22 protein-coding genes are annotated in these 22,525 nt (G+C 66.5%); 14 read left to right on the forward strand and 8 right to left on the reverse strand.

Features of this window, described 5'->3' with window-relative positions; translation table 11 throughout:
* Positions 1-34: 34 nt before the first annotated feature.
* The 5 genes from ACODTA_RS17445 (at position 35) to ACODTA_RS17465 (ending at position 4,601) form a co-directional block, all read left to right on the forward strand.
* On the forward strand, positions 35-811 hold the full coding sequence (locus ACODTA_RS17445) for an SDR family oxidoreductase (protein WP_489067248.1): 777 nt from the start codon (positions 35-37) through the stop codon (positions 809-811).
* Positions 808-1,572: an SDR family NAD(P)-dependent oxidoreductase gene (locus tag ACODTA_RS17450; protein WP_489067249.1), complete on the forward strand. Its 765-nt coding sequence runs from the start codon at positions 808-810 to the stop codon at positions 1,570-1,572. Before ACODTA_RS17445 ends, ACODTA_RS17450 begins: the two co-directional genes overlap by 4 nt.
* Positions 1,573-1,663: 91 nt before the next feature.
* Positions 1,664-2,245 (forward strand): VOC family protein, encoded by a 582-nt coding sequence (locus tag ACODTA_RS17455; RefSeq protein WP_489067250.1) that lies wholly within the window; start codon positions 1,664-1,666, stop codon positions 2,243-2,245.
* A gap of 2 nt (positions 2,246-2,247) precedes the next feature.
* The gene (locus tag ACODTA_RS17460; RefSeq protein WP_489067251.1) at positions 2,248-3,402 is read left to right on the forward strand and encodes an alpha/beta hydrolase; all 1,155 of its coding nucleotides are present in this window, start codon (positions 2,248-2,250) and stop codon (positions 3,400-3,402) included.
* 5 nt (positions 3,403-3,407) lie between these two features.
* Positions 3,408-4,601 (forward strand): CaiB/BaiF CoA transferase family protein, encoded by a 1,194-nt coding sequence (locus ACODTA_RS17465; RefSeq protein ID WP_489067252.1) that lies wholly within the window; start codon positions 3,408-3,410, stop codon positions 4,599-4,601.
* A gap of 81 nt (positions 4,602-4,682) precedes the next feature.
* Here the strand turns inward: ACODTA_RS17465 and ACODTA_RS17470 are convergent, their stop codons facing one another.
* Genes ACODTA_RS17470 through ACODTA_RS17480 form a run of 3 tightly spaced genes read right to left on the reverse strand, consistent with a single transcriptional unit; the run spans position 4,683 to position 7,597 of the window.
* The gene (locus tag ACODTA_RS17470; protein WP_489067253.1) at positions 4,683-5,057 is read right to left on the reverse strand and encodes a nuclear transport factor 2 family protein; all 375 of its coding nucleotides are present in this window, start codon (positions 5,055-5,057) and stop codon (positions 4,683-4,685) included.
* The gene (locus ACODTA_RS17475) at positions 5,057-6,373 is read right to left on the reverse strand and encodes an MFS transporter (protein WP_489067254.1); all 1,317 of its coding nucleotides are present in this window, start codon (positions 6,371-6,373) and stop codon (positions 5,057-5,059) included. Before ACODTA_RS17475 ends, ACODTA_RS17470 begins: the two co-directional genes overlap by 1 nt.
* 12 nt (positions 6,374-6,385) lie before the next feature.
* Positions 6,386-7,597, reverse strand: a complete 1,212-nt coding sequence (locus ACODTA_RS17480; protein ID WP_489067255.1) for an acyl-CoA dehydrogenase family protein — start codon at positions 7,595-7,597, stop codon at positions 6,386-6,388.
* A gap of 103 nt (positions 7,598-7,700) precedes the next feature.
* Between ACODTA_RS17480 and wrbA the strand changes: the two genes are divergently transcribed.
* A complete protein-coding gene (wrbA, locus tag ACODTA_RS17485; RefSeq protein ID WP_489067256.1) occupies positions 7,701-8,303 on the forward strand; it encodes an NAD(P)H:quinone oxidoreductase in 603 nt (200 codons plus the stop codon).
* A gap of 192 nt (positions 8,304-8,495) precedes the next feature.
* A complete protein-coding gene (locus ACODTA_RS17490) occupies positions 8,496-8,996 on the forward strand; it encodes a DUF805 domain-containing protein (RefSeq protein WP_489067257.1) in 501 nt (166 codons plus the stop codon).
* Between the two features lie 63 nt (positions 8,997-9,059).
* Here ACODTA_RS17490 and ACODTA_RS17495 read toward each other — a convergent pair whose 3' ends face one another.
* Complete coding sequence (locus ACODTA_RS17495; protein WP_489067258.1) at positions 9,060-10,223, reverse strand: acyl-CoA dehydrogenase family protein; 1,164 nt, start codon at positions 10,221-10,223, stop codon at positions 9,060-9,062.
* Between the two features lie 84 nt (positions 10,224-10,307).
* Between ACODTA_RS17495 and ACODTA_RS17500 the strand changes: the two genes are divergently transcribed.
* The 4 genes from ACODTA_RS17500 to ACODTA_RS17515 are packed head-to-tail and all read left to right on the forward strand — an operon-like array spanning position 10,308 to position 13,782.
* Positions 10,308-11,321, forward strand: coding sequence for a phosphotransferase family protein (locus ACODTA_RS17500; protein ID WP_489067259.1), 1,014 nt, complete (start codon positions 10,308-10,310; stop codon positions 11,319-11,321).
* Positions 11,314-11,670 carry a DUF6285 domain-containing protein gene (locus tag ACODTA_RS17505; RefSeq protein WP_489067260.1) on the forward strand — a complete coding sequence of 119 codons (357 nt, stop codon included), beginning with the start codon at positions 11,314-11,316 and terminating at the stop codon, positions 11,668-11,670. Before ACODTA_RS17500 ends, ACODTA_RS17505 begins: the two co-directional genes overlap by 8 nt.
* 7 nt (positions 11,671-11,677) lie before the next feature.
* On the forward strand, positions 11,678-12,970 hold the full coding sequence (locus ACODTA_RS17510; RefSeq protein WP_489067261.1) for an acyl-CoA dehydrogenase family protein: 1,293 nt from the start codon (positions 11,678-11,680) through the stop codon (positions 12,968-12,970).
* Positions 12,967-13,782 (forward strand): enoyl-CoA hydratase/isomerase family protein, encoded by an 816-nt coding sequence (locus ACODTA_RS17515; RefSeq protein WP_489067262.1) that lies wholly within the window; start codon positions 12,967-12,969, stop codon positions 13,780-13,782. Before ACODTA_RS17510 ends, ACODTA_RS17515 begins: the two co-directional genes overlap by 4 nt.
* A 9-nt stretch (positions 13,783-13,791) precedes the next feature.
* Here the strand turns inward: ACODTA_RS17515 and ACODTA_RS17520 are convergent, their stop codons facing one another.
* The 3 genes from ACODTA_RS17520 to ACODTA_RS17530 form a co-directional block, all read right to left on the reverse strand.
* Positions 13,792-15,381, reverse strand: a complete 1,590-nt coding sequence (locus tag ACODTA_RS17520) for a Na+/H+ antiporter (protein ID WP_489067263.1) — start codon at positions 15,379-15,381, stop codon at positions 13,792-13,794.
* Between the two features lie 148 nt (positions 15,382-15,529).
* On the reverse strand, positions 15,530-18,043 hold the full coding sequence (locus tag ACODTA_RS17525; RefSeq protein WP_489067264.1) for an esterase-like activity of phytase family protein: 2,514 nt from the start codon (positions 18,041-18,043) through the stop codon (positions 15,530-15,532).
* A gap of 121 nt (positions 18,044-18,164) precedes the next feature.
* On the reverse strand, positions 18,165-18,722 hold the full coding sequence (locus ACODTA_RS17530) for a hypothetical protein (protein ID WP_489067265.1): 558 nt from the start codon (positions 18,720-18,722) through the stop codon (positions 18,165-18,167).
* A 34-nt stretch (positions 18,723-18,756) separates the two neighbouring features.
* Between ACODTA_RS17530 and ACODTA_RS17535 the strand changes: the two genes are divergently transcribed.
* Positions 18,757-19,194: a peptidase dimerization domain-containing protein gene (locus tag ACODTA_RS17535; protein ID WP_489067266.1), complete on the forward strand. Its 438-nt coding sequence runs from the start codon at positions 18,757-18,759 to the stop codon at positions 19,192-19,194.
* Here the strand turns inward: ACODTA_RS17535 and ACODTA_RS17540 are convergent.
* Positions 19,187-19,825 (reverse strand): TetR/AcrR family transcriptional regulator, encoded by a 639-nt coding sequence (locus tag ACODTA_RS17540; RefSeq protein ID WP_489067267.1) that lies wholly within the window; start codon positions 19,823-19,825, stop codon positions 19,187-19,189. The two genes, ACODTA_RS17535 and ACODTA_RS17540, sit on opposite strands and share 8 nt — an antisense overlap.
* Before the next feature lie 91 nt (positions 19,826-19,916).
* Between ACODTA_RS17540 and ACODTA_RS17545 the strand changes: the two genes are divergently transcribed.
* Together ACODTA_RS17545 and ACODTA_RS17550 are read left to right on the forward strand one after the other, a co-directional pair.
* On the forward strand, positions 19,917-21,368 hold the full coding sequence (locus tag ACODTA_RS17545; RefSeq protein ID WP_489067268.1) for an efflux transporter outer membrane subunit: 1,452 nt from the start codon (positions 19,917-19,919) through the stop codon (positions 21,366-21,368).
* A complete protein-coding gene (locus ACODTA_RS17550; protein WP_489067269.1) occupies positions 21,361-22,524 on the forward strand; it encodes an EmrA/EmrK family multidrug efflux transporter periplasmic adaptor subunit in 1,164 nt (387 codons plus the stop codon). Before ACODTA_RS17545 ends, ACODTA_RS17550 begins: the two co-directional genes overlap by 8 nt.
* Position 22,525 lies beyond the last annotated feature (1 nt).

A 22,525-nucleotide genomic window follows, 5' to 3' on the forward strand; every position in this document is an offset into this window, starting at 1 on the left:
GGGGCGATGCGTTTCCCACTCGGATAGAGGTGTCATGACCCAGCTTCCCGACGCGGCGCTTCGCGGCCGATCCGCCATCGTGTTCGGCGGCACCAGCGGCATCAATCTCGGCATCGCCCGCGCTTTCTGCGCGCACGGTGCTTATGTCTTCGTCGTCAGCCGCAAGCAGGAGAATGTCGACGCCGCGGTCGAGAGCCTGCGCGGCGCTGGCGGCCACGCCGATGGATTGGTGGCCGATGTCCGCGATTTCGACGCGGTCGCCGATGCCGCCGCGACGGTTGCCGGGAAGGCGGGTGGGATCGACATCGTCGTTTCCGGCGCCGCCGGCAATTTCCTCGCCTCGGCGGAGACGATCTCGTCCAACGGCTTCCGCACCGTCGTCGATATCGATCTGATCGGCACCTTCCACGCCGCGCGCGCCTGTCATCCGCATCTGCGCACGCCGGGCGCCAGCATCATCAACATCACCGCGCCGCAGGGCACCAAGCCGATGATCGATCAGGTCCATGCCTGCGCGGCGAAGGCGGGCGTCAATATGCTCACGCGCTGCCTGGCTCTCGAATGGGGGCCGCAGGGCATCCGCGTCAACGCGATCTCGCCCGGCCCGATCGGGGAGACGGAGGGTATGCGCCGGCTCGCGCCCAGCCCGGGAGCGGTTGATGCGATCACCAGCGCGGTGCCGCTGCGGCGTTTCGGCACGATCGCGGAGATCGCGGAGGCCGCCTGCTATCTCGCCTGCGCCGATTATGTGAACGGCGTGGTGCTCGACGTCGATGGCGGCGTGATGCTCGGCACCGGAGGGATCGTATGAACGCGCTTGTCGGACGGACGGTCCTGATCACCGGCGCCTCGTCGGGTGTCGGGCGCGATCTGGCGCGGAGCCTGGCCGGGGCGGGGGCGAACGTGATCGCCTGCGCGCGTCGGCGCGCGATGCTCGACGATCTGGTGGCAGAGATCGAAAGCGCAGGCGGCAGCGCCTTCGCGCAGGATTGCGACGTGACCGACGCGACCGCGATCGCTGCCGCCTTCGATGCGGGCGAGGCGCGCTACGGTTCGATCGACAGCGTCATCGCCAATGCCGGCATCAATCATGCGGGGCCTGCGATGAAGCTGGAGGTTGCGCAGCTCGACGCGATCCTGTCGGTCAATCTGCGCGGGGCATTCCTGACCGCGCAGGAAGGCGCGCGGCGGATGATCGCGGCGGGCGATGCATCGGATGCGCCGCGCCGCATCCTGTTCGTCGCGTCGATCCTGGGGCTGCGGCCACAGGCGGGCGCGGCGGTCTACAGCGCGACCAAGGCCGGGGTGGTGATGCTCGCGAAGTCGCTCGCGCTCGAACTCGCGCGTCATCGGATCAGCGTCAACGCGCTTTGCCCCGGCTATATGCCTACCGACATCGTCGACGACTGGTTCGAAAGCGAGGGCGGCAAGCGCCAGATCGCGGGCTGGCCGCGCCGCCGGCTGATGCCGGTCGCGGAACTGGAAGCCGCCGTGCATTATCTGCTGTCGGCGGGCGCGGGTTCGGTGACGGGCACGTCGCTGACCATCGACGACGGCCAGTCCCTGGCCTGAATAATGTCTACTTACTTGACAAAATTTCCGCGAGGTCCGACAGTTTTCCGCGACAGGCGATGAGTCCGCGCGCCGCATCGAGGAGGATGAGATGACCGAAACGCCAGAGGCCCGACCGATCAAGGGCGTCCATCACGGCGCCTTTCGCTGCCGCGACGCGGAACAGACGCGCTGGTTCTACGAGGATGTGCTGGGGCTGGTGACCGAAGGCGGCGTGGTGCTCGACGAAGTGCCGGGCACCGGCGCCGACGATCCCTATCTCCATATCTTCTTCCGGATGAAGAACGGCGAATATATCGCCTTTTTCGACGCACCCGCCTCGGCCGATCCGGAGTGGTTCAAGCGCAAGGAAAGCTTCGACATGCATTGGGCGTTCGAGGTCGAGTCCGAAGAGGTGCTGCTGGCGATGCAGGCGCGGATCAACAGTTTCGGGGTCAGCGCGCTCGGCCCGATCGACCATCATTTCGTCCGGTCGATCTATATGTACGATCCCAACGGCATCCAGGTCGAGCTGACCTACCGCACCCCAGACCACGACGCGATCTTCGCCAAGGAAAAGGCGGATTTCACCGATGTGCTCGCCCGCTGGTCCGAACGGACGCGCGCGGTGAAGCTCGAGAAATTCGGCGCCGAGGCGATCGAGAAGCGCGGCCGCGCGCCGGTGAAGGCCTGACCATGCCGGCATCGCGATACGAGCGTATCCCCTATCTCGTCATGTTCGACGAAAAATCGGCCTTCAAGGACACCTATGCCGGGGAGATCGGTAAGGTCGTGGTCGAGGCGCATCTGCTGAAGCCGGAGACGCCGTCGGACAGCGTCGTGATCTTCTCGCATCCGATCGGCGGCGGCGCCTATCTGCCGCTGATCGGCACCCTGGCGAAGCACGGCATCCACACGATCTATTGCAACACGCGCTATCGCGGCAACGATACCGCGCTGATCATGGAACGCGCGGCGATGGATTTCGCGGCGTGCGTGCGCGATGCCAAGGAAAGGCTGGGCTACAAGAAAGTCTATCTGGGCGGCTGGAGCGGCGGCGGCGCGCTGTCGCTCTTCTATCAGGCGCAGGCGCAGGATCCGCGCGTCACGCATACGCCAGCGGGCGATCCCTATGATCTGACCGCCGCGAACTTCATCCCGGCCGACGGCATCATGCTGCTGGCCGCGCATCTGTCGCGCAACCTCACGCTCACCGAATGGCTCGATCCCTCGATCACCGACGAAAGCCGGCCCTTCGATCGCGATCCCGCGCTCGATCTCTATGCGCCCGATGGGCCGAAGCCGCCCTTCTCCGACGCGTTTCTCGAAAAATACCGTGCGGCCCAGATCGCGCGCAACCGGCGGATCACCGCCTGGGTGAAGGATGAGCTCGACGCACTGAAGGCGGCGGGCAAGCCCAATCACGAACGCTGCTTCACCGTGCAGGGCACGATGGCCGACCCGCGCTTCGTCGATCCCGCCGTCGATCCCAGCGATCGCAAGCCGCATTGGTGCATGCTCGGCGATCCCGCGGTGGTGAATGACGGGCCGGTGGGGCTGGCGCGCTTCACGACGCTCCGGAGCTGGCTGTCGCAATGGTCCTATGATGATTCCAATGCCGACGGCATCAAATGCGCCGCGCGCATTTCCGGCCCGATGCTGGTGATCGAGAACAGCGCCGATGATGCCTGCACCCCTAGCCACGCCGCGCGGCTGATGGCGGCGGCCACCGGCTGCGCGCAGACGCATCATGTGGTGAAGGACGCCAATCATTATTATTTCGGCCAGCCGGACTTGGCCAACCAGACCGCCGGGCATATTCGCGACTGGATCGCCGGTCTGGAAGGGTAAGTGAAATGACGGATGAAGCGACGGGGCCGCTGGCCGGCCTGATCGTGGTCGAGATGGGCCAGCTCATCGCCGGACCGTTCTGCGGCCAGCTGCTTGGTGACATGGGCGCGACCGTCATCAAGATCGAGCCGCCGCGCGTCGGCGATCCGATGCGCCAATGGGGGCAGGGCGTTCCCGTCTGGTGGGAAGTGATCGCGCGCAACAAGCAATCGGTCTCGATCAACTTGCGCGAGGCGGAGGGGCAGGCGCTGGCGCGCCGACTGATCGACCGCGCGGATATCCTGATCGAGAATTTCCGCCCCGGCACGATCGAAAAATGGGGGCTGGCGCCCGATCAGCTCCACGCCACCAATCCCGGTCTGATCGTCGTGCGGATGTCGGGCTATGGCCAGACCGGCCCCTATGCCGGCCGCGCCGGTTTCGGCGGCATCGGCGAGGCGATGGGCGGATGGCGCAGGCTGGTCGGCGATCCCGATCGGCCGCCGAGCCGGATGGGGGTCTCCATCGGCGACAGCCTGGCCGCCACCTATGGCTGCATGGGCGCGCTGGCGGCGTTGCACAATCGCGCCGCGACCGGGCTGGGCCAGGTGGTCGACAGCGCGCTTTACGAAGCCGTGCTGCAGGTGATGGAGGGGCTGGTTCCCGAATATACCATCGGCGGATCGGTGCGCCAGCGTTCGGGATCGGTATTGCCCGGTATCGCGCCTTCCAACGTCTATCCATGCAGCGACGGCGAATATCTGATCGGCGGCAACCAGGACACGGTGTTCCAGCGGCTGTGCCAGGCGATGGGCCGGCCCGAACTTTCGGCGGATCCGCGCTACGCGACGCATGGCGCACGCGGCGAACGCCAGGCGGAGCTCGACGATATCATCGCCGCATGGACGTCGCGTCATACGGTTGCCGAGGTTGAGCAGGCGATGCTCGATCACGGCGTGCCGGCTGGCCGTATGTTCGGCCCGCAGGACATGCTCGACGATCCGCATTTCCAGGCGCGCGACGCGATCGTGACGGTGGAGGGATCGCGCTGGGACGGGCTGAAGATGCAGAATGCCTTTCCAAAGCTGTCGCGGACCCCCGGCTCGGTTCGCAGCCCGGCCCCCGAGCATGTGGGGCAGCACAATATGGCGGTCCTGGGTGGGATGCTTGGTATCGACGCCGATGCGCGCGCCGATCTGGAGGCACGCGGCATCATCTGAAGCTGAAAAGTTTTAGAGTCTGTTTGGAAATGCGCCGATGGCTCTGGAAATGTGCTCTTCCGCACTTTTCCAGACAGACTCTCAGCCCATCACCGCTTCGAGCTGGCGCGCGTCGAGATATTCCTCGATGCGCGTCACCGCGCCGTCGGTCACGAATACCATCGCGCAGCATTCCACTGCCACCCGGGCGCCATCGCGGCGCGTGCCGGTCAGCCGGTGGCGATGGATGAAGCCGCCGTCGAAAAGCGTGATCCGGCGATCGGCATAAGTCCGATCGGGCATGCGCTTGACGAACAGCGGCAGGAATGCGGCGACCTCGCGCGCGGCTATGCTGCGCTGGGTCGTGTTGGACCAGAGCGTCGCGTCCGGTGCGTAGAGGCTCTTGAGCGTCGCGGTATCGCCGGCTTCGAGCGCGTCGAACAGCCGGGCGGCGAGGGCGGTCATATCCGTGGTCATCATGGCTCCTGACGGGCGAGTGAGGCGCGAAAGGCGCGCATGGCCGCGGCGATGCAGATGACGCCGATCGGCCCCGCGATCGCGGTGAAACTGGTCAGCGAGCGGCCGATCAGCGCGGGGTCGCCGAAGATGCGGTCGGTTAGCAGCGCGACGGCGGTCGGCGCGAGCGCGAGCGACAACAGGGTGACGACGAACAGGTAAAGCGCCGCGATGCGCGCGCGCAGCGGTGCCGGCGCAAGCTTCTGCACGGCGACCGCGCCCGGTGGATAGGCGGCGGCTCCGAACATGAGCGCGATCGCGAACATGGCCGATGCGCCGAGCGCGCCGGGCATAAGCGGCGCGGCGGCGCCGAACAGCGCCATCAGCGCGATGCCGATGGCGACGACGCGCAGCGATGCGGTGGCGGACCCGGAACGTGTCCAACGATCGGAGATAGCGCCGCCGGCGATCGCGCCGATCGGGCCGAGGATCAGCAGGCCGATCCCGAGCATGCGGCCGGCACCGGCTGGCGTCTCTCCATAGGCGCGGATCAGGAAGGTCGGCGCCCAGGACAGCAGTGCCGTCGTGATCATCCCCGAAATGCCGTTGCCAACGAACAACAGCGCCAATGTCCGCCATTCGCGGACGAGGAATGGGCGGAGCGGCATCGGCGTCGTGGTGGTCGTGGTGGCCTGTCTGCGCGGTTCGGGAATGGTCAGCGCCAGCAGCGCCAGCAGCAGCCCCGGCGGGCCGAGGATCAGGAAGACGAGCTGCCAGGCCCGCACCGGCCCGAGGGGTGTTTCATGGCCGCCGCTCGCCGTCGCGAAACCGATGATGATCCCGCCGATGACGAAGGCGAGCCCGCCGCCGACCGACACGCCCGACGAAAAGACCGCCATCGCGCGGCCGCGCTTGTCCTCCGGAAACAGGTCCGCGATCAGCGAATAGGTGGCGGGGCTCAGCGTCGCTTCGCCCACGCCAACCCCCATTCGCGCCAGGAAGAGTTGCCAGAAACTGCCGGCCAGACCGCAGGCCGCCGTCATCGCGCTCCAGAAGGCGATGCCGATCGAGACGATCGCGGTGCGCGAGCGCCGGTCCGCCAGCGCCGCGATCGGGATCGCCATGCTGGTGTAGAAGATCGCGAAGGCCAGCCCCTGGAGCAGGCTGATCTGGGTGTCGCTGAGATTCAGGTCCGCGCGCAGCGGCTCGACCATCAGCGAGATGATCATCCGGTCGATATAGGACAGCGTATAGGCGAGGAAGAGCACGAACACCGCCCACCAGGCACGGCCTTCGCCGATCTGCGGCGCATCGCTCGCGGGCTGGGCTGGGGGCATCGACAGGATCCGCTATTGGCGGATCGGCCCGAGATCGAGGCCCAGCACATGTTTGCCGTAGAGTTCGTTCGCGTCGTCGCGGTCGAGCAGCACATGGGTGCGGACGGTGTTGATGTCGCGCTGGATGAGCTGGAACGGCGAGCGCTCGTGCTGCGCGCGCGCGCCCGCCATGCCGGCCATGGTGTTGATGATGTCGGCGCAAGTCGCGACGGCGAGCGCGGCGTCGCGGCGATAGCGCAGCCGCTCCTCGGCGCTGGAGGTGCGGCCGCTTTCGGCCAGCAGGTCGACATCGACGAAATGGCGCTGCATCAGACCGTGAAAGGCGTCGTAACGCGCCATGGCGTCGGCGATCTTCGCCTGGGTGCTCGCGCGCGCGGCGTGATTGATCCCGCCATAGCCGACCCGGCCCTTGGTGAATTCGATGAATTCGTCGATCGCGCGCCGTGCCAGGCCAAGGGATGCGCCGACGGTGGCGATCATCAGCACGGTGTGAAGCGATGCGCGCAGCCCGCGATATTCGGGCAGTGCTGCCGAACCGGGCGTTTTGCCGACCATCAGCAGGTTTTGCGACAGTGTCAGGTGATCGGGAACGAACAGGTCGCGCACATGGAATTCGCGGCTGCCGGTGCCGCGCATGCCCGAAACGAACCAGTTGTCGACCACTTCCACCTGCGCCTTGGGGATCAGCAGGTTGACGGTTTCCGCGCCGTCGGTTCCCTCGACCAGGGCGAGCGCGCCGACCCAGTCGGAGAAATCGATGCCGCTGGCGAAGCCCCATTCGCCATTGACGCGATAACCGCCCTCGACCTTGCGTGCCGAACCGCCCTTGCCGGAAAAGGTGAGCGGGAACAGCGCATGGCTGGTCTCGCCATACAGCGCCTGCTGTGCTTCCAGCCCGAAATGCGACAGCACCCAGTGGTGGCATCCCAGGATGCCGAACAGCCAGGCCGTCGATCCGTCGCCCTGACCGATCAGCACCGCTGTATCGAAAAATGTCGAAAGACCGGCTTCGCTGCCGCCGAAGCGCCGGGGCGCGAGCATCTGGAGGATGCCGGCATCAAGCATCTCGGCGATCGATTCGTCGGCGACACGGCGATCCTTGTCGACGGCATAGCCGCGTTCGCGCAGCGCCGGGATCATCCCGCGCGCGCTTTCGAGCAGAGCATCCCGATTCGGGCCGGGCTCCCGCTCGCTCGTTGCCGCCGTTTTCGCCTGTGTCGCCATGAACTCTCACCACCCTTTTAGTCAATCTACTTTACATATTTGAAGTGGGGGTTACAAGGGGGAAACGACGGGGCCGATCGGCCGGTTCAGGGGAGAAGCAGCGGTGGCCAATGTCCTTATCGTCTTCTATTCGCGCGACGGCATGACCGAGGCGTTGGCCAATGCCGTCGCCGAAGGCGCGATGGCGGCTGGCGGTGGCGTGCGCATTCGCCGCGCGCGAGAACTGGTGGGTGAGGATGTGATGGCGCTGGCGCCGGGCTGGATCGAGAACGCCGCGCGCTTGAACGCGCTCTACGAAGCGCCGACCGCCGACGATGCGGTGTGGGCAGACGCGATCCTGTTCGGTACGCCCTCACGCTTCGGCCTCGTCTGTTCCGAAGTAAAGGCTTATCTCGATAGCCTGGGCGCGCTTTGGGCGCGCGGCAAGCTGGTCAACAAGGTTGGCTCCGCCTTCGCGTCCTCGGCCACGCCGCATGGCGGCAATGAGGTGACCAGCCTCACCCTGTTCGTGCCGATGGCGCATTTCGGCATGGTGATCGTGCCGCCGGGCTTCGCCGATGGCGCGATGTTCAAGGCCGGCACGCCCTATGGTGCCTCGGCGGTCTCGCACAACAAGCCCGGCGCTCTCCCCAGCGACGCCGACCTGGACGCCGCGCGATTCCAGGGGCAGCGGGTGACGGAGATCGCGCGGCGGCTGAAGGGGTAGGGCGCGCACGACAAAGCGCGCCTGTTTTCAACGCCCAGTCGCGATATGCGAGGCATCGGCCTTGAAAACCTGGCCGGCTGGATATTGCCGGTGCGGCAGGATTGTCCTTGACGATCTGGTAAGTGCCCAGTGGTAGCGTCCGTTCTTACCCGCGCAGACAGCGGGCATGCATTGGCGTGGTGGGAAATGATGATGTCGCGCCGCGAACCGGATGTTCTTGTCGCGTCGTTGAAACGAACCGTCCTTGGCTTTCGGGATTTTTCCGGGCGATCACGCCGTGCGGACGTCGTCTGCTATTGGATCGTGGCGTCGGCCGCGAGTTTGATCCTGAGCGTCAATCTTTCGAAAATTCTACCCTGGCAAGCCGCGGTGCTTGTTCATCTGGTCGTCTATACCGCCGCTGCCGTGCCGGCTTTTGCGTTGCTGGTCCGGCGGCTCCATGATCAGGATCGCTCCGGCCAGTGGGCGTTGCTGTTTCCGGTCATGTACATCTACAAGATGATCCAGTGGCTATGGTCGATTGCCGATCAACCCCTCTTCCATGTGCCGACAGGGGTGCCGACCGTGCCCATGATGGCGTTGGAGCTTCCGCTTCAAATCGCCATCTTGATCGTCGCGCTATTGCCCGGAACCTCTGGCCCCAACCGCTTCGGGCCAAATCCCCGCCTGAAGGCGGTGGTGGATATGCGCTAGCCGTTCGCGCGCCAGCGAAAGCCCGGCATTCTCCAGAGGTGAGTCTGAACAATCGATCGACGGCTATAATGTCCGCCCCACGATCAGCCGCATGATCTCCGAAGCGCCGCCATGGACGCGATCGATGCGGGCGTCGCGGAAGATGCGGGCGATCGGATATTCGTTCATATAACCATATCCCCCGAAAAGCTGGATGCAGTCGTCGATCACCTTCCATTCGGTCTCGGTGACGAACAGCTTGATCATCGCCGCGAAGGACGCGTCGAGCCGGCCGGCCAGATGTTCCGACAGGCCGTGTTGCAGGAACACCTTCGACGCGGTTGCCGCGGTCTTGGCGTCTGCCAGCTTGAACTGGGTATTCTGCAGGTCGATCAGGCTCTTGCCGAACGCCTTGCGGTCTTTTGTGTAGGCGATCGTCTCGCCCAGCGCCCGTTCCATCAGCGCCATGCCCATGCACGCGATCACCAGCCGTTCCTGCGGCAGCATCGCCATCAACTGCGCGAAACCCAGCCCGACCTTGCCACCGAGCAGCGCATCGTCGGGCACGACCACATCGTCGAAGAAGAGCTCCGACGTGTCCTGTGCCTCGCGCCCGACCTTGTCGAGATTGGTGCCCCGGCGGAAACCGGGCGCGTCTCCCTCGACCAGGAACAGGCCGATGCCATCGCTGCCGTCTTCCTTGGCAGCCTTGGCGACGACGATGATCAATCCAGCGCTTTGCCCGTTGGAGATGAAGGTCTTCTGTCCGTTGATCCGCCAGCCGCCTTCGACGCGGGCGGCGCGGGTGCGGATACCCTGAAGATCGGATCCCGCCCCCGGCTCGGTCATCGCCACCGCCAGGATGGTTTCACCCGAAACCGCGCGCGGCAGCCAGCGGGTCTTCTGCGCTTCGGTCGCATAGTGGACCAGATAGGGGGCGACGATACTGCTGTGGACGGCGACGCCGAAGCCCTCCAGCCCGCGACGGCCGGTTTCCTCCAGCACCACCCAGTCGTGCCGGAAATCGCCGCCTGGCCCGCCATAGGCCTCGGGTATGCTTGGGCAGAGCAGCCCGGCTTCCCCCGCCATTTGCCAGAATTCCACCGGCACCTGCTTGGCCTGGCGCCATCCGTCGAGCGTTTCGGGCGCGGCGTGGCGATCGAGGAAACGGGTGATCGCGTCGCGATAGAGGATGATCTCCTCGTCCTGCATCGGATCGATCTCACGGATGGGCAGAACGGACGTCATATTGGGTCGGCCTCCAGGCAAATGATGTCAATTTACTTGACATATAATCGGTCGCGGGAAAAGGGTGTGCCATGGGAAGAGGACATGACTGAGCCTGAGGGGCAGGACGATGCCGCGCCGCTGATGGCAGCGCTCGAACGCGCGTTCGCGCGCCAGCATGGCGCCGCGCCGCGCCTGTCGGCGCTCACTCGGCTGAGCGGTGGTGCCAGCAAGGAGAATTGGGCCTTCTCGGCAATATCCGATGGTGTGGAGCGCGCGCTCGTGCTGCGCGCGGCGCCCGCCGAATCACGCTTCGAATCGGCGGGTGTGATCCCGCTTCCAACCGAGGCGGCGTTGTTGCGGCTGGCGCATGCGCACGGCGTGCCAGTGCCCGAAGTCGCCTGCGAACTGACCGACGCCGATCGCCCCGGCTATGCGATGCAGCATGTCGCGGGCCAGAGCGTCGGTGTCCGTATCCTCAAGGACGAAATGCTTGCCGAGGCCCGCGCCGATATGGCGCGGCAATGCGGCGAGATCTTGGCGCGCATCCATGCGATCCCCGTCGATGGCTTGCCCGCGCTGGATGTGCTGATGCCCGGCGATGCCGTCGCCGCGCTTGCCGAAGCCTATCGCGCGACCGGCCAGCAGCGGCCGGTGTTCGAACTCGCCTTGTGCTGGCTGGCCGATCGTCTGCCCAATTGCGGCACCTCCGCGCTTGTCCATGGCGATTTCCGCAACGGCAATCTGATCGTGGGGCCGGACGGCATCCGCGCGGTACTCGACTGGGAAACCGCGCATATCGGTTGCGCGGCAGAGGATCTGGGCTGGCTCTGCGTGCCGAGCTGGCGGTTCCAGCGGCCCGAGCTGCCCGTGGGCGGCTTTGGCACCCGCGAGGCCCTGCTCGATGGCTATCATGCCGCTGGCGGCCGGCCGACATCGATGGACGATCTCCGCTTCTGGCAGATGTTCGGGAGCCTGCGCTGGGGCGTGATGTGCGCCGGGGTCGGTGCGCGCTTCGCGGGCGGCGTCCGCTCGGTCGAGGGCGGCATGATCGCGCGGCGTGCCTCGGAAACCGAATATGACCTGTTGGCGCTGATGCGGGAGACGGGTGATGCTTGATGCACCATCGGGCGACGATCTGCTGGCCGAGGTGGAGCACGCGTTGAAGGAAGGGATCGCGCCCGGTTTCGCGCAGCGCGTCGCGGCCAATGCGGTGGCGCTTGCGCGCCGCGAACGCGCGATGCAGCCCGCGCTGGACGCTGCCGAGCGGAAAAGGCTGGTGGCGTTGATTGGTGGGCAGGGCGGTGATCTCGCCACGCTCAATGCCGCATTATGCGATGCGATCCGCACCCGCGTGATCGATGCCGCGTCGGCGGCGCTCATGACGCATCTCTGGGAAACGACCCGCGCAAAGCTCGCGGTCGACCAGCCCGCCTATCCGCCATTCCGCGCCGAAGCGCAGCCGTGAGGGACTTATGGATTTCGACCTTCCGTCCGACCTGACCGATTATCTCGCGACGCTCGATCGCTTCATAGCCGACGAGATTGCGCCGCTCCAGGCGGCCGACGACAATGAACGCTTCTTCGATCATCGTCGCGAATGGGCGCGCACGGACTGGGATCGCGGCGGCTTGCCCCGGCATGAGTGGGAGGATCTGCTCGCCGAGGCGAAGCGACGCGCCGATGCCGCCGGCCATCTCCGCTTCGCGCTGCCGGCGGCGTTCGGCGGGTGCGATGGCGGCAATCTCGCCATGGCGGTGATCCGCGAGCATCTCGCCGCCAGGGGGCTGGGGCTGCATAATGATCTGCAGAACGAGCATTCGATCGTCGGCAATTTCCCGACGGCGCTGATGATCCGCGATTTCGGTACCGATGTGCAGCGCGAGGCGCTGATTCCCGGCATCCTCGACGGTTCGCTGTTCGTCGCCTTCGGCCTGACCGAGCCGGATCACGGATCGGACGCGACGCATATGGAGACGCGCGCGGTGCGCGAGAGTCGCGACGGCATGGCGGGCTGGCGGATCGATGGCGAGAAAATGTGGATCACCGGCATGCATGTCGCCAGCCACTGTCTGCTGTTCGCCCGCACCGATGGGGCGGCGGGCGATGCGACGGGGATTAGCTGCTTCGTGATGCCCAATCCGATCGCCGGACTGAAGATCGAGGAGTATCTCTGGACTTTCAACATGCCGACCGACCATCCGCGCATGACGCTCGATGGCGTCTGGCTGCCCGAGGATGCGATCCTGGGCACGGCCGGCGATGGCCTCGTCCTTGCCCAGCATTTCGTGCACGAGAACCGCATCCGCCAGGCCGCGTCCAGCCTGGGCGCGGCGGTCTACTGTATCGAGGAAAGCATCGCCTATGCACGGGCGCGCAAGCCGTTCGGCAAGCCGCTGGCGGCGAACCAGGGTATCCAGTTCCCGCTGGTCGAACTCGCGACCCAGGCGGAGATGCTGCGCCAGCTTATCTACAAGACCGCCTGGGAAATGGACCGCATGCCAAAGCCGGAAGTGGAGAAACGCCTCTCCGACAAGGTGAGCATGTGCAATTACTGGGCGAACCGGCTGGTCTGCGAAGCCGCCGATCGCGCGATGCAGGTGCATGGCGGTATCGGCTATTCGCGGCACAAGCCGTTCGAGCATATCTATCGCCATCATCGCCGTTACCGGATCACCGAGGGGGCGGAGGAGATTCAGATGCGCAAGGTGGGTGCCTGGCTGTTCGGCTATGCCGGGCCGCGTCGCCACGCCGGAGGCCGGCCGTGACCGCGACCGGTGACCGGTTCGGAACCATCATCGTCGAGCAGCGTGGCGCGGTCGACTGGCTGACGCTTAATCGGCCCGAGCGGCTCAATGCGCTCGACGACCGGATGACCGCCGAGCTGCGCGGCTATTTCGAGGGACTGTACGACCGCCCCGATCGCCGCATCGTCGTGCTGCGCGGCGCGGGGCGCGCCTTCTGCGCCGGGCTCGACCTCGCGAGCGATCAGGCGCGGCGCTTCCTGGAGGGCGATGTCGGCACGGCATTCTCAGTTCAGCGCGGTATCCGCAACGTGATGCTGGCGATGCGGCGTTGCCCACAGCCGATCATCGGCCTGCTCCATGGGGCGGCGGCGGGTGGCGGCTTCGTGCTCGGGCTCGCCTGCGATATCCGGGTCGCAGCCGAAAATGCGCGGATGAACGGCGCTTTCATCCGCATCGGACTGGGTGGCGGCGATGTCGGCGCCAGCTATCTGCTCCCGCGCCTGATCGGGGCTTCGGCCGCGGCGGAATTGCTGCTGACTGGCCGCGACCTAGATGCCAATCGCGCGCTCAGGCTCAATCTCGTCTCCGAAGTGGTGCCCGAGGCGGAGCTGGAGATCGCTGCCGGACGGTATCTGGAGCCGATGCTGGCGACCGGGCCGATCGCGCTCGGCCTCACCAAGGAAGTGCTCAACGCCAATCTCGATGCGTCCAGTTTCGAAGCCGCGCTGATGCTGGAGGATCGCAACCAGGTCGTTCTCAGCCGTACCGTCGATTTCCGTGAAGGGGTGGATGCGTTCCGCGAGAAGCGGCGACCGGTCTACAAAGGGGAATAAGCGCCGCGTTCAGCCCGGTTCGCCGCGCTGGAAGATCATCGCCAGCTCCTCGACGTCGAGGTCGCGCTCCAGTTCGTGGAGGACTTCGTCCTCGATCATCCCCGCTCGATGGATGCGGATCAGCTCTTCGCGGCTCGCGGCGATCGCCTTGAGCAGAACGTCGAAATGCGGTCGCAGATTGTCCATCTCGGTGGCGGCATTCTCCTCATAGCGTTCCATGAAGCGCATCCGGCGCCGATGCTCCTCGAGCATTTGCGGGTGGATCAATGTGCCGTCCGGCGCAAAAGCGAGGATCTCGACGACCGCGATCCTGGCGCGGGCCATCGCTGCCTCGGCCGCGGGCAGGTTCATCCTCGCGGGTGGATCCTCGTCGACCGGCCGGACCTTGCGGACGAGCCAGCCGAGGCTGGAGCCCTGCACCACGACGGTCACGAAGATGACCGCGAAGGCGCAGATCAGCATCAGGTCGCGACCCGGCATGTTCATGGGCAGCGTCAGCGGAACCGCCAGCGTCACCACGCCACGCATGCCCGCCCAGCCAAGGACCACTGCCTGACGCCAGCCGAGCGGACGCGCCCGTTTCAAACCGGCCTTGCGGGCGATTTCGAGCAGCGTCTCCGATCCCAGGATCCACAGGAAACGGACGATGGTGACGGTGAGCACGACGCCGAGTATCGCGATGACCATCGATGCGGGAAGCGCATCGATCCCGCCGATCCTTTCAACCGCGCCGCGCAGCGAGAAGCCGATCAGGATGAAGACGAGCGCTTCGAGCACGAACACCATGATCCGCCAGACCGAATTGCCGAGCAGCCGGACATCGGCGGAAAGCACGACATGCTGGTACCAGCCGAGCACCAGCCCGGCGGCGACGGTGGCGATCACGCCCGAGACATGGACGGCCTCGCCCGCGAGATAGGCGGCCCAGCCCAATGAAACCGTCGCGACGACGACGAGCATCCGATCGCGCAGGTGGCGGACGACGAAGACCCAGGCGGCGCCGACCGCCAGCCCGACGATGACGCCGCCGATCGCGACCATGGCGAAGCTTTGCACCGCCTCGCCGGCATGGAAAACGCCACTCAGGGTCGCGGCGACAGCGAAGCGGAACAGGATCAGTCCGGTCGCGTCGTTGAGCAGGCTTTCGCCTTCGAGCAGTGCGGACAGCCGCCGCGGCAAAGGGACGTCCTTGAGCACCGCGCGCGCCGAAACCGCGTCGGGCGGCGACACGATAGCGCCCAGAGCGAAGCACGCGGCCCATGGCAGGCCAGGCACGAGCCAATGGGCGACCAGCCCGACGGCGAGCGTCGTGAACACCACCGCGCCCACCGCCAGAGACAATATGCCCGGCAGATGGCGCCGGAAGCGCCCGAGCGCGGTGTAATAGGCGCCGTCCATCAGCAGCGGCGGCAGGAACAGGACGAGCGCCAGTTCCGGATCGAGCGAGATGGCGGGCAGGCCGGGCACGAAAGCGAGTGCGCCGCCGCCAACGAGCAGCGCGGTCGCCGGGGGCAGCCGCAGCTTGAGCGCCAGCCAGTGGAGCGCGACGACCAGGGCGAGCAGCCCGAGCACGAGCTCGAACGCTTCGACCCCATGCATCAGGGGCAGTTCCAGTTTTCGGTGTCACCGAACGGCATATGCGAGCCCCCTTTTCCGGAAAACCGGATCACGCCCACATCTGCCGTTCTTTGCCGCCGTGATCAACCGCGACCCGGCCAGGAGCGTTTCCCCCGGCCGGGCTTCGACATCAGAACGAGTAACCGACGCCGATCGAGACGCGCGCATCGTCGTCGCCCCGGCCCCAGCGGCCACGGCCGGAGACATAGCCCGAAAACGCACCTTCGCGCATGGCGACGCGCAACTCGGCGAAGGCGCTGTCGCGCTCGGTATCGGCGAGCGGCAGCACCGCCGAGCCCATGGCATGCTGCGCGCCCGCCAGGTGCACCGCCGTGCTCTTGTCGCCGCTTTCCTTCTCGACGCTATAGCCTGCGCGGATCGCCGGGCGGATCGCGCCGAGCTGCGCGCCCAGTTCGCCGCCGACGCTGGCGGTCAGCTTCTTGAAGCCGCGCGCGGCATAGGTGATGTTCGAGACCGAGGCGCCGGTCTCGGTATAGCCGTCGAGCGAAAGATCGACATAGTCGACCGCCGCGAAGGGGGTCAGGCTGGCCTTGCCGACAGGCATGGTCCAGCCGATCTCACCGCTCGCCGCCCAGCCGTCACCCTTGGTCTTGCCCGTCGCCTGCTGGCCATAGGCGGAGATGCGGCCGATCTCGCGGAACTTCGCGTCGCCCAGCCAGGCGCCTGATGCCTGGGCGTAAAGACCCATCGGCGTCTCGATCGCGGCATAGGCGCCGACCGTCCAGGCGCGCGCCTCCAGCGGCGAACCATAAGCGAGCCGGCCGTCCATCTTGCGATAGCCGCCTGTCACGCCGATCCGCGCATTGTCGCCGATCCGCAGGTCGAGCCCGACGGTGGTCGCGATGGTGTCGACATCGAGTCCGGTCAGCGGGCTCGCGCCGGCACCGATCTTGTTCCAGTCGGTATCGAGCCAGAGCTGGACGCGCTGTTCATTCTGTGGCGCGTCCCAGCCGCGCCGCGCGTTCAGGAAACGCATCGCGGGCTGTGTTGCGCTCATGCCCAGCCCGTTCATAGCCATGCGCGTGCCGTACAGCACGTCGGGGGCCATCGTCTTCATCGCCTGGAGCGCCATGGGGTCGACATAGGTCGGCAGGGTCAGGCGATAGACCAGCAGGATGCTATCGTTGTTGCCCGTGCCGTCGAGCGCGCCGGAGGTGCCGGGAACGCCGTTGAAGATGATGCTGGTGCCCTGGAAATCATTGTCGTTGCCGACGAACAGGAAGAAGTCCTGCGGTGCGCCCTCCTCCAGCACCGGCGCCAGCGCCATCGCTTCCCATTTCTCGCCGATCGAGGTCGAGTTGGTCAGCGGAAGCCGGGTGATGTTCATGCCGACGCGTGCGAGCTGCACGGGGTTGAGCATGTTGACCAGTTCGACCTGCTGGACAGGCACGATGCTCGGATTCAGCGTGCCGCTGGTGGCGAGAGGCGCGTTGCTCGTCTCATACTGGGTGCCGGCGAGATTGGTCGCGTTCGCCGTGTCGACCAGCAGGATGCTCTTGAACATCGGCGTCGGGCTGCTGCTGGCGTTGGCGGCGACGCCGCGACCCAGGCCGTCGCGCGAGAGGACAAGGAACTGGGTGTCGTTCAGCGCGAGCATCTCGGACTGCGCTGCGGTCCGGTCGGGCGCGCCGCCCGAGCCGTTGTTGTTGAAGGTGGGCAATTGCAGCACATAATGGCCAACCGGGTTGGTCGGCGTGGCGTTGCTGCTGATATCGTAGACCAGGAGGCGCGTATTGTTGCGTGTCTGCTGGTTGGCGCCGTTGGTATCCTGCACCGTCGCCGATTGCAGGATGGTGACCAGTTTCCTGTTGTCGGGCGTGATCGCCATGGCCTCCAGGCCCTGGTTGTTGCGGCGGCCGGCCTGGCCCGGTGTCGTGCTGTTGAAATCGATCGCACCGCCGGTGCGCGGCAACAGCGCGGGCACCGTCTGGATCGCGCCGATCTGCTTGCCTGTCGCATCGAAATAATAAAGGCCGGCGGCATATTCGTCGGAGATGTAGAAGGTGCCGTCCGGACGGAAGGCGATGGCTTCGGCGTCCAGGCTGACATGGCCGGCGGCGGTGCCGTCGGTCGCGACGGGATAGACGATGCCGTTGCGGGTGACGGTGTTACCGCCCGGATCCCGGCCGGTTATCTCGACGCCGTTCGCGTCCTTGAGTGTGAAGCCGCCGGTGGGCGTGATGGTCAACTGGTTCTGCGAACTCGCCGATTGCGGCAGGCTGCCGGTGCCTGTCAGCGGTTTGAAGCTGATATTCTCGGTGTGGACGCGGTTGCGATAGTCGATCGCGCCGTCGAACGGTCCGCGATCGGGCAGCGTATACATGCTGCTGGCATAGCTGCCGTCGGCATTGCGGCGCCAGGTCGACAGGTTCAGCGCCATGCCGGAAAAGCTGCCCAGCGTCTCGTTGCGGAAATCGCGGGTGTTGGCGTCCAGCCGCCCGGCGCCGACCAGGCCCTTGTTGGCGAAGGTGGTGCCGTTCATCACGACAGTTGTCGTGCCCTCGGCATTGGTGACGTTGGGCGTGGTCACCTGACGCGACTGCGCAGCCGCAGGTGCCGCGGCAAGCAGGCCGAGTCCGATCGCGACGAGCGACGCGTTCAGCCGAAGCGTGGACTGTTTCATGATATTTCCCCCATGTTGCGAACCATGTCCGTTCGGGGCGCCGCTAGGGGATGGGCGTTACGGTTTCAGGTCGAATGGGTGATGTTTGCGTGACGCGGTCAAGGCTTAGATGGGCTTAGCCTTACCCGCGGCTATTGCGCGTTGCGATCCGGGCCATTCCCAACGAAACCTCCCCGCGAAAAGAAACGCAGGGAGATGCCGCATGGACATCCACAATACCGATCGACCGAACCGCCGCGAGATGATCCGGGCGGGCGCCCTGTTGGGGGCGGGCGCCGCCTTTGCGCAGCCATTGCCGCTGTTTGCGCAATCGGGGGCGATGGCCGATATCCGAAAGGCGGCGCAGGCGGGCAAGGATGCGTCGATCAAGCGCATCCGCGACTGGATCGCGCTGCCGTCGATCGCGGCGGAGAACCGCAACATGGCCGAGGGAGCCGCCTATATGGCAGTGCTCGCCCGCGATGCCGGCTTCGCCAATGTCGAGATCGTCGCCACCGATGGGCATCCGGGCGTGTTCGGCTCGCTCGACGTCGGCGCGCCGCGCACGCTGGGCCTTTATTTCATGTACGACGTCAAGCAGTACGACGCCGCCGAATGGTCGTCTCCGCCGCTCGAGGGCAAGCTGGCCGAGCGCAAGGGGCTCGGCACCGTGATGATGGGGCGCGGCAGAGCGAACCATAAGGGGCCGGAGGGCACCTTCCTCGCCGCGCTCCGTGCTGCCCGGCCGCGCGGTCGCGAAGCTCGACCTGCGCCTTGTTCCCAACCAGACGCGCGCGGAGGCGATGAAGAAGCTGCGCGCGCATCTCGACAAACATGGCTTCGCCGATGTCGAGATGAACGTCAGCGGCGGTTACGATCCGACCGAAACCGACGAGAACAGCCGCCTCATCCGTGCCGAAGTGGCGACGTACAAGACGCTCGGCGTGCGGCCGAACCTCAATGTCCGTCTGGCAGGAAGCTGGCCGGGCGGCACCTTCACCCAACCGCCGGTCTCGGTTCCCGTCGGCCGGTTCGGGCTCGGCACCGGGGGCAATGCCCATGCCCCCGACGAATATTTCCTGATCGATTCGACCAATCCCAGGGTCGCCGGCCTGGTCGATACGACGATGGGTTATGTCGAGTTCCTCTACACGTTCGCTGCGATCAAATAGGGGCGTAGGCGCGCATGAAGATGTCGAGCGCACGCTCGACATCGGTCTCCATCCGTTCATCGGTGGCCGCCTTGATCAGGCCGAGCAGCAGTTCCTGGTGGGAGCTCGCCATGCAGAGATTGACGAGCAGCCGTGCCGCGATGAGCGGATCGTCGCGGCGCAACTGTTCGCGTTCCATCGCGCCCGCGAGGAAATCGGCGAGCAGCCGCTGCGTGGCGCGCGGCGCTCGCTCGTAGAAGATCTGCCCGATTTCAGGAAACCGGCCGGCTTCCGCCACGATAAGCCGGTGCAGCGCGATCGCGTGCGGCGATGTCACCTTGGCCATGAAGCCGAGGCAGAAGCGCGCCAATGTCGGCCGCAGTTCACCGTTCGGATTCAGGATCTCGGACAGGCGGGCGCGAAACGCGATCGTGACCTCGTCCAGCACGGCGGCGAACAGCTCGGGCTTGGACGGGAAATAGCTCCACAGCGTACCTTTCGATCCGCCGAGCGTCGCGGCGATCGCCGACATGGTGGTGCCGGCATAGCCGCATTCGAGGAACGACTGGGCGGCGACGGTCACGATCGCATCGCGGCGATCCTGGCGTCGGGCTTCACGGCGGGTGGGTGGGCGGTCTTCGATCCTCTCCATAATTGCCGTACCATAGAGTACGATTTTCTGTTGACAAGCCCCAGGCGGAGGCGCAGGGCGCGAAGGTATACTATCTGGTACGGTTTTCCTTATGGCTGTTCGTTTCGCTCCCCTGTTGGCGGGAACCGCGCTGCTCGCATCCTGCGCGTCGATTCCCGATCTCGGTCCGCAGCCGGCGTTGCGTGCACCGGCATCGATCGCCGCCGATCGCAGCATGGCGGCGGGCGAGGCCGCATGGCCGGGCGAGAATTGGTGGAGCGGCTATGGCGATCCGCAACTGACCGCACTGATCGAAGAGGGCTTGCGCAACGCGCCCGACATCGCGGCCGCCTCGGCGCGGTTCCGCAGGGCGTCGGGCTATGCCCAACAGGCGGGCGCGCCGCTGCTTCCGTCGATCTCCGCCGATGGCAGGGCGACGGTCGACAAGCAGAGCTACAATATGGGCTTTCCCAAGGAGTTCGTGCCCCAGGGCTGGCTCGATGGCGGGCGCGTCGGCATCAATCTTGGCTTCGACCTCGATCTGTGGGGCAAGAACCGCGCCGCGCTCGCCGCCGCCACGTCGGATGCGGCGGCCGCCGGAATCGACGCCCAGGCCGCGCGGCTGATGATCGCAACTGCCGTTGCCGACGCTTATGCCGATCTCGCGCGCCTCCACGACCAGCGCGATATCCAGGAACGCGCGCTCGCGATCCGCGGCGAGACGCAGAAGCTGGTCGCCGAGCGCGAATCGACCGGGCTCGATACGCGCGGGGCGCTGCGCCAGGCCGATGCCGGTGTCGCGACGGCCCGTGCGAACCTGTCCGCCGCGGAAGAAGCGATCGCGCTCCGGCGCAACCAGATCGCCGCACTGATCGGGGCCGGCCCCGATCGTGGCCTCGCCATCACGCGACCGGCGCTTGCCGGTCATGGCTCACGCGGCTTGCCCGCCGGAGTCACCACCGACCTGATCGGCCGCCGGCCCGATATCGCCGCCGCGCGTGCGCGGGCCGAGGCGATGGCGAGCCGCATCAAGGTGGCGCGCGCCGATTTCTTCCCCGCGATCAGCCTGAGCGGGTTGATCGGCGTCCAGTCGCTCGGGCTCGACTCGCTGGTGAAGAAGGATTCGATCTTCGGCAGCGTCGGCCCCGCGATCAGCCTGCCGATCTTCCAGGGCGGTGCGCTGTCCGGCCAGTATCGCGGCGCGCGCGCCAGCTATGACGAAGCCGTCGCGGATTACGACAAGACCGTGGTCGAGGCGTATCGCCAGGTCGCGGATGCGGTGACGAGCCAGCGCGCGCTGGTCCAGCGGCTTGCCGATGCGCGCGCGGCGGTCGCCGCGTCCGAACAGGCCTATGCGATCGCGCAGACGCGCTATCGCGGCGGCCTGTCCACCTATCTCGACGTGCTCAATGTCGAGGACCGGCTGCTTGCCGCGCGCCAGTCGCTCGCCGAGATTGAAACACGCGCCTTCGCGCTCGACATCGCGCTGATCCGTGCGCTGGGCGGCGGCTTCGTCGTCTCCGCCGACACGGCGCACATCATCAAGGACAATCCCAATGGCTGACGCCGGAAACCCCGCCATCGTTGCAAGCGAAGCCGTGCCGGACGGTGCGGCGGTCGCCGCCGCGCGCCTGGAAAAGCGCAAGACCTGGCTGACCCGTCTGGCCATCGCCGTGGCGGTGATCGGCCTGATCTGGGCGGCCTGGTATTTCCTGATCGGGCGCAATCACGTCAGCACCGACAATGCTTATGTCAATGCGGAGGTGGCGCAGGTGACGCCACTGATCTCCGCGCAGGTACAGGCGGTGAATGTGAGCGACACCGCCAGCGTCAAGCGTGGTGATGTGCTGGTGCGGCTCGATCCGACCAACGCGCAGATCGCGATCGCGCAGGCGGAGGCCGATCTGGCCGATGCGCGCCGCCGTTTCCGCCAGACCGCGGCCACCAGCACCTCGCTCGCCGCGCAGGTGCAGGCGCGGGGCGCGGATATCGCGCAGGCGCGCGCGCAGCTCGTCAGCGCCAATGCGGATCTCGACAAGGCGCGCATCGATCTTCAGCGCCGCGAAGCGATTGCCGGCAGCGGCGCGGTTTCGGGCGAGGAACTGACCGCGGCGCGCAAGGCGCTCGCCGCCGCGCAAGCCGCGCGCGCGCTGGCGGAGGCCGGCGTCAAACAGGCGGAGGCGACGCGCGGCGCCGCGTCCGGCCAGCTGGCCGCGAACGACGCGCTCGTTGCCGGGGCGACGGTGGAGACCGATCCGGGCGTGCTCGTCGCCAAGGCACGGCTGGCATCGGCGCGGCTCGACCTGGAACGCACGATCATCCGTGCGCCGATCGACGGCGTCGTGACCAAGCGCCAGGTGCAGGTGGGCCAGCGCGTGGCGCAGGGCGCGCCGATCATGACGATCGTGCCGCTCGCCAATGTCTATATCGACGCCAATTTCAAGGAGCGGCAGCTGCGCGACGTGCGCGTCGGCATGCCCGCCAAGGTCACCGCCGATCTCTATGGCGGCAGCGTCGAATATCATGGCCGCGTCGCCGGCTTCTCGGGTGGGACGGGCGCGTCGATGGCGCTGATCCCGGCGCAGAATGCCACGGGCAACTGGATCAAGGTGGTTCAGCGCCTGCCCGTCCGCATCGAACTCGACCCCAAGGAACTGGCGAAGCATCCCCTGCGCATCGGCCTCTCTACCGAGGTCGAGATCGATATCTCGGGCAAATAGG

This window comes from Sphingomonas sp. FG14 (assembly GCF_057809675.1).